The 5,264-nt window shown below is 68.8% G+C and carries 7 protein-coding genes; 4 read left to right on the top strand and 3 right to left on the bottom strand.

What is annotated here, in order from left to right; all coding sequences use genetic code 11:
- The first annotated feature begins 230 nt into the window (after positions 1–230).
- Complete coding sequence (locus VIR09_RS07195) at positions 231–656, top strand: universal stress protein (protein ID WP_332012255.1); 426 nt, start codon at positions 231–233, stop codon at positions 654–656.
- Positions 657–672: 16 nt separating this feature from the next.
- Entirely contained in the window at positions 673–1,101 is a 429-nt protein-coding gene (locus VIR09_RS07200; RefSeq protein WP_332012256.1) for a universal stress protein, read from the top strand.
- A 15-nt stretch (positions 1,102–1,116) separates the two neighbouring features.
- Here the strand turns inward: VIR09_RS07200 and VIR09_RS07205 are convergent, their stop codons facing one another.
- From VIR09_RS07205 to VIR09_RS07215, 3 genes are read right to left on the bottom strand one after another with little or no spacing between them, the layout of a single operon-like run.
- Positions 1,117–2,493: a sensor histidine kinase gene (locus VIR09_RS07205; protein WP_332012257.1), complete on the bottom strand. Its 1,377-nt coding sequence runs from the start codon at positions 2,491–2,493 to the stop codon at positions 1,117–1,119.
- Positions 2,490–3,152: a response regulator transcription factor gene (locus tag VIR09_RS07210; RefSeq protein WP_332012258.1), complete on the bottom strand. Its 663-nt coding sequence runs from the start codon at positions 3,150–3,152 to the stop codon at positions 2,490–2,492. The genes VIR09_RS07205 and VIR09_RS07210 overlap by 4 nt, the downstream gene beginning before the upstream one ends.
- Positions 3,152–3,451 (bottom strand): PepSY domain-containing protein, encoded by a 300-nt coding sequence (locus VIR09_RS07215; protein WP_332012260.1) that lies wholly within the window; start codon positions 3,449–3,451, stop codon positions 3,152–3,154. Before VIR09_RS07215 ends, VIR09_RS07210 begins: the two co-directional genes overlap by 1 nt.
- Positions 3,452–3,670: 219 nt before the next feature.
- On the opposite strand from VIR09_RS07215, the gene VIR09_RS07220 reads away from it, so the two are divergent.
- Both VIR09_RS07220 and VIR09_RS07225 read left to right on the top strand, forming a co-directional pair.
- Positions 3,671–3,982 (top strand): PepSY domain-containing protein, encoded by a 312-nt coding sequence (locus VIR09_RS07220; protein WP_013395809.1) that lies wholly within the window; start codon positions 3,671–3,673, stop codon positions 3,980–3,982.
- A gap of 74 nt (positions 3,983–4,056) precedes the next feature.
- A partial coding sequence (locus VIR09_RS07225; RefSeq protein WP_332012259.1) for a ferredoxin reductase family protein occupies positions 4,057–5,264 on the top strand: 1,208 nt, incomplete at its 3' end.

The following is a 5,264-nucleotide window of genomic DNA, read 5'->3' on the forward strand; positions in this document are numbered from 1 at the left end:
GGCCGAGGCGCTGAGCGCGCTGGCCCCTCGCCTGCTCGGACAGGCGCCCACCGCGCACACCCTGGAACCGCGCTGGCGTTGATGGCGCGTAGACCGCGCGCCCAGCGGGCCTCGCTTGCGCACTGATTGCGCCCGGTTTGATCCCGCGCATATCGCGCTTGTCCGATTCGGCGAATAATTCGGATACAGTGGACTACAACGCCGCCCGCGGCGCGCACAAGGAGACGCCCATGAAACGCATCCTGATCCCCGTGGACGGTTCGCAGCCCGCCGTCCATGCGGTCCAAGCCCTGCTCGACGCCCGCGGCTACGACCCCGTCGAACGCGTGGAACTCCTCACGGTCCAGATCCCCCTGAAGTCGGGCAAGATCGGCCGCGGCCTGTCGCAGGCCGAGATCGACGCCTATCACGAGGAAGAAGGCCGCCACGCGCTGCAGGCCGCCAGCGACCTGCTGACCCAGGCCGGCGTGCCCTTCCAGGCGCGCATCGAAGTGGGCGCGGCCGCCGAGACCATCGTGCGCGTGGCCGACGAATCCGGCGCCGACGAGATCTACATGGGCTCGCGCGGGCTGGGTTCGGTGTCGTCCTGGTTCCTGGGTTCGGTCGCGACCCGCGTCCTGCATCTGACGGAGTTGCCCGTCACCCTGGTCAAGTAACCGTCAAGGAGCATCCATGCTGAACATCCTGGTCCCTGTCGACGGCTCCGACAATGCCAACCGCGCCGTCCTGTACGCGCGCCAGCTCGCCCAAGGGGCCGGCGCCGCGCGCATCCATCTGCTCAACGTCCAGACGCCCGTGCAAGGCCGGGCCGGCCTGTCGCGCCTGATCACGCAGGACATGATCGACGAGTTCTACCTGCGCGAAGGCCAGGAGGCCACGGACGAGGCGCGCAAGCTGCTGGACGTGACCGGCACCGACTACACCAGCCACGTCGCATTCGGCCATGCGGCCACGGAAATCGCCGGCTACGCGCAAGACCACAATTGCGCACGCATCGTGATGGGCACGCGCGGCCACGGCACGATGACGAACATCCTGATCGGCTCGGTCGCCAATCAGGTGCTGCAACTGGCCGAAGCGCCGGTCACGCTGGTCAAGTAAATCCGTGCGCCGGCCTCAGGCGGCCGGCAGCCACAGCGACACCCTCAAGCCCCCCAACGGCGAGCGCTCGGCCCGCACCTGGCCGCCATAGGTGGTGGCCAGGTCGCGCACGATGTCCAATCCCAGGCCCGATCCCGGACGCTGTTCATCCATGCGCACGCCGCGCAGGAAGATGCGCTCGCGCTCCTCGTCGGCAATGCCGGGGCCGTCGTCGTCGATCTGGATGAGCAACTGGCCAGGGTCCGCCGCAAGCGCGGTGACCTGTACCTGGCGTTCGGCCCATTTGCAGGCGTTGTCCAGCAGGTTGCCGACCATCTCCTGCAAGTCCTGCTCTTCGCCGCGGAACACCAGGCCATCGGCAAACGCGGGCATCTCCAGCTGCAAACCGCGCTGCGCGTACAGGCGCTGCATGACCCGCAGCAGCCCTTCGATGGGCTGGCGCAAGGGCGTGCGGCTGTCGGCCGCATCGGAGGCCGCGGCGGCGCGGGCGCGCGCCAGGTGATAGTCGATCTGGCGGCGCGCCATGCCGACCTGTTCCTGCACCAGCGCCGCCAGCGGACCATCCTCGCGCGCGGCGGCATTGCCCAGGATCGTCAGCGGCGTCTTGACCGCGTGCGCCAGGTTGCCGGCCTGCGTGCGCGCGCGCTGCACCATGTCGGCGTTGACATCCAGGACCCGGTTGAAATCGTCGACCAGGGGCTGGATTTCACTGGGAAAGCTGCCTTCGATGCGCACGCTGGCGCCGCCATGCTGTTTCGCCAGCTGGCGCCTGAGCCTTGCCAGCGGCCGCAACCCCACCACCACCTGGACCACGGCCGCCACGGTCAATCCGGCCGCCAGCGCGCCCAGCGAAATCAGCAGCATGTGGTTGAAGCGCCCTATCGGTTCGGCCAGCACCTGGCTGTCGGCGGCCACGATCAGGCGCAATGGCGCGGCCTCGGTCTCGGCCGGCTCCAGCGTGCGCGTCAGCGCGGTGAGGCTGTGCTTTTCCGGCCCCGCAATTTCATAGACGCCATCGGCGCTATCGGCGGCGGGCAGCGCCAGCACCTGGTCCCAAAGGGATCGCGAGCGCGCCGCGCCCACGGCCACCGGGCGGCCCTGCTCGTCGAGCCGGTCGATCTGCCAGTACAGGCCGGACAGCGGCTGCTCCAGCCGCGGATCGCTCAGGGGCGGCGACACCACCAGGCGGCCGTCCGGAGCCACATTCACGGCGGCGGTCAGCTGGTTCAGGTGCAAGGTCAATTCGGCGCGCAATTGCTCGGTGATGTGCTGGCGGAACAAGCTGCCCAGCCCCCAGCCGGCCAACACCACCGTCACCAGGATCCAGGCCAGCGTGCCGGCCAGCAGGCGCCAGCGCAACGAGCCCAACGCGCGTGCGCGTTGCCGCATCATGCGGCGCAGGCCAGGCGGTAGCCCAGTCCGCGCACGGTTTCGATGGTGTCGGGCGGCAGCTTCTTGCGCAGCCGCGCGATGAACACGTCGATGGTGTTGGAATCGCGGTCGTGGTCCTGGGCGTAGACGTGCTCGGTCAGCTCGCTGCGCGAAATGACTTCCCCCGCGCGCTGCATCAGCACGGCCAGCACCTTGAATTCGTGGCTGGTCAGGGACAACGCCTGCCCGTCCACCGTGACCTTGGCCAGGCGCGTGTCCAGCATCAGCGGCCCGCAGCGCCATTGCGCGCTGGCGTGGCTGCTGGAGCGGCGCAGCAGCGCCCGCACCCGCGCCAGCAGCTCTTCCATGTGGAAAGGCTTGGTCAGGTAATCGTCGGCGCCGGCATCGATGCCGGCAACCTTCTCGTGCCAGTTGTCGCGCGCCGTCAGGATCAGCACCGGCATGCCCTGGCCCGCGGCGCGCCATTGCTTGAGCACGGTCAGGCCATCCATGACCGGCAGGCCCAGGTCCAGCACCACCACGTCGTAGGTCTCGACCGCGCCCATGTATTGGGCCGTCCCGCCGTCCGCCGCGGTGTCCACGGTATAGCCGGCCTGGCGCAAGGCGTCTGCCAGTTGCGTGGCCAGCGTGGGTTCGTCTTCCACTACGAGTATGCGCATCAGTGCTTGTCCCGGAATTGGATGTCGCGCCCCTTCACGCCCAGCACCTTGCCGTCGCGCGCATCGATCTTCAGCTTGACCAGCCGGCCGCCGCCCTGCAGCAGCCGGATCTCGTAGATGAACTCGCCGTCGTCTTCCTCGAATTCGACCTTGACCACCTGTCCGGGATAGTCGCGCTCGACGATGTCCAGCACCGAGCGCAGCGGCAGGACCTTGCCGGCCTGCAGGGCCTGGCGCGCCTGTTCATGGTCGCTTTCGTCGGCCACGCCCGTGCCGGGGCCCGCAGCCAGCGCCAGCATCAGCGCGCCGCAGGTCAGCCAGATTCGGGTACGTATTCCAGAGGTCATGGATTCTTTCGCAACGAGGGTCCGGTATGGAGGGCGATTCTCCGCTCATTTATAGCGCCGGAAAAATGAACGGCACGTGAACGGCGGCTTCAGAAACGGTTCATCCGCACAACCGAATAATGCGGTCATGGTCGCCATTCCGGCAACCCGCTACAACCAAGGAGCCATTCCATGACCGCAATCCGCAACACCCTGGCCGCCCTGGCGCTTGGCGCCGCAACCCTCACCGGCGCGGCCGCCGTGCATGCCCAGACGCCGGCGCAAACGCCGGTCCAGCCCGCCGCCACGGCGCCCGCCAACGCGACGCTGACCGTGCGCCAAGTCTACGACACGCTGACCGCCGCAGGGTACCGCAACATCACCGAGATCGAGCTCGAACACGGCCGTTACGACGTCAAGGCCGACAACCCGCAAGGCCAACGCGTGAAGCTGCGGGTCGACGCTCAAAGCGGCGCCGTCCTGCGCAGCAAGATCAAGGACTGAAGCACCCGCGCGATCGCGCCTTCCCGCGCTCCGCCCGCATCCGGCGGGCCGAGCGCCCCAATATGGATGCCATCATGAAACCGATAGGAACCGGCGCCGCCCTTGGCGGCTTCCTGCTCGCCCTTACCATGGCCTGGGGCCTGGATGCGCTGATCCTGCAGCCGCCGGCCGCCGGCGCCTGGTACTGGATCGTGCGGCAGCAAGGCCTGTACCTCACGGGCGTCTGGTCCATCGGGCTGATGGCCTTGATCATGCTGCTGGCCTTGCGGCCGGCGTGGCTGGAGCGGCCGCTGGGCGGCATGGACAAGATCTACCGGCTGCACAAATGGGCCGGCATTCTCGCGGTAGGCGCCGGCGCCGCGCACTGGCTGCTGAAGCTGGCCAGCGGCCCCTTGAAGGGCCTGGCCGACGCGGGCAACCGTCCCGCCCGCGACGTCGTGCTGGCGTTGTTCGAAGGTTCGCGCGGCGTGGCCAAGGACCTGGGCGAATGGTCGATCTACCTGCTGCTTGCCATGCTGGCGATCACCCTGTGGCGGCGCTTTCCCTACCGGGCCTGGCGCCTCCTGCACCGCGTCATGCCGGTGCTGTTCCTGGCGCTGGTGTTCCATACCGTGGCGCTGGCGCCGGCGTACTACTGGAGCGGTCCCGTGGGGCTGCTGCTGATTCCGCTGCTGGCCGCGGGCGTCTATGCCGCGCTGGTCGCGCTGCTGGGGCGCGTCGGCCACGGCCGCCGGGCGCGCGGAAAGATCGTATCGCTGACGCACCAGCCGGACGGCATCATGGAGGTCAGCTGCGATCTCGACGGCAATTGGCGGCATCACCATGCCGGGCAATTCGCCTTCGTCACTTTCGACCGCAAGGAAGGCGCCCACCCTTACACCATCGCCAGCGCCCCCATACCTGGCGAGCGCCGCGTGACGTTCCAGATCAAGGCGCTGGGCGACTACACCCGCACGCTGGCGCGCACGCTGCGCATCGGCCAGGACGTCGCCGTGGAAGGACCCTATGGCCGCTTTCAGCTGGAGCCCGACGCGGCCGGCGCGTCGCAGGTCTGGGTTGCGGGGGGCATAGGGGTCACCCCTTTCCTCGCATGGCTGGAAGCGTTGCAGGCCGGCCAGGCGCAGCCGCCGCGCGTGTGGTTGCATTACTGCGTGCGCGACGCCGCGACCGATCCCTTCGTGCCGCTGCTGCGGGAGCGCTGCGCCGCGCTGGACTGCGTGACGCTGACGATACACAGCGCGCGCGACGGCAACACGCTGACGGCCAGCGCGCTGGCGCAGGG

The sequence above is a fragment of the Achromobacter sp. genome (assembly GCF_036567245.1).
Lineage (GTDB): Bacteria > Pseudomonadota > Gammaproteobacteria > Burkholderiales > Burkholderiaceae_B > Achromobacter.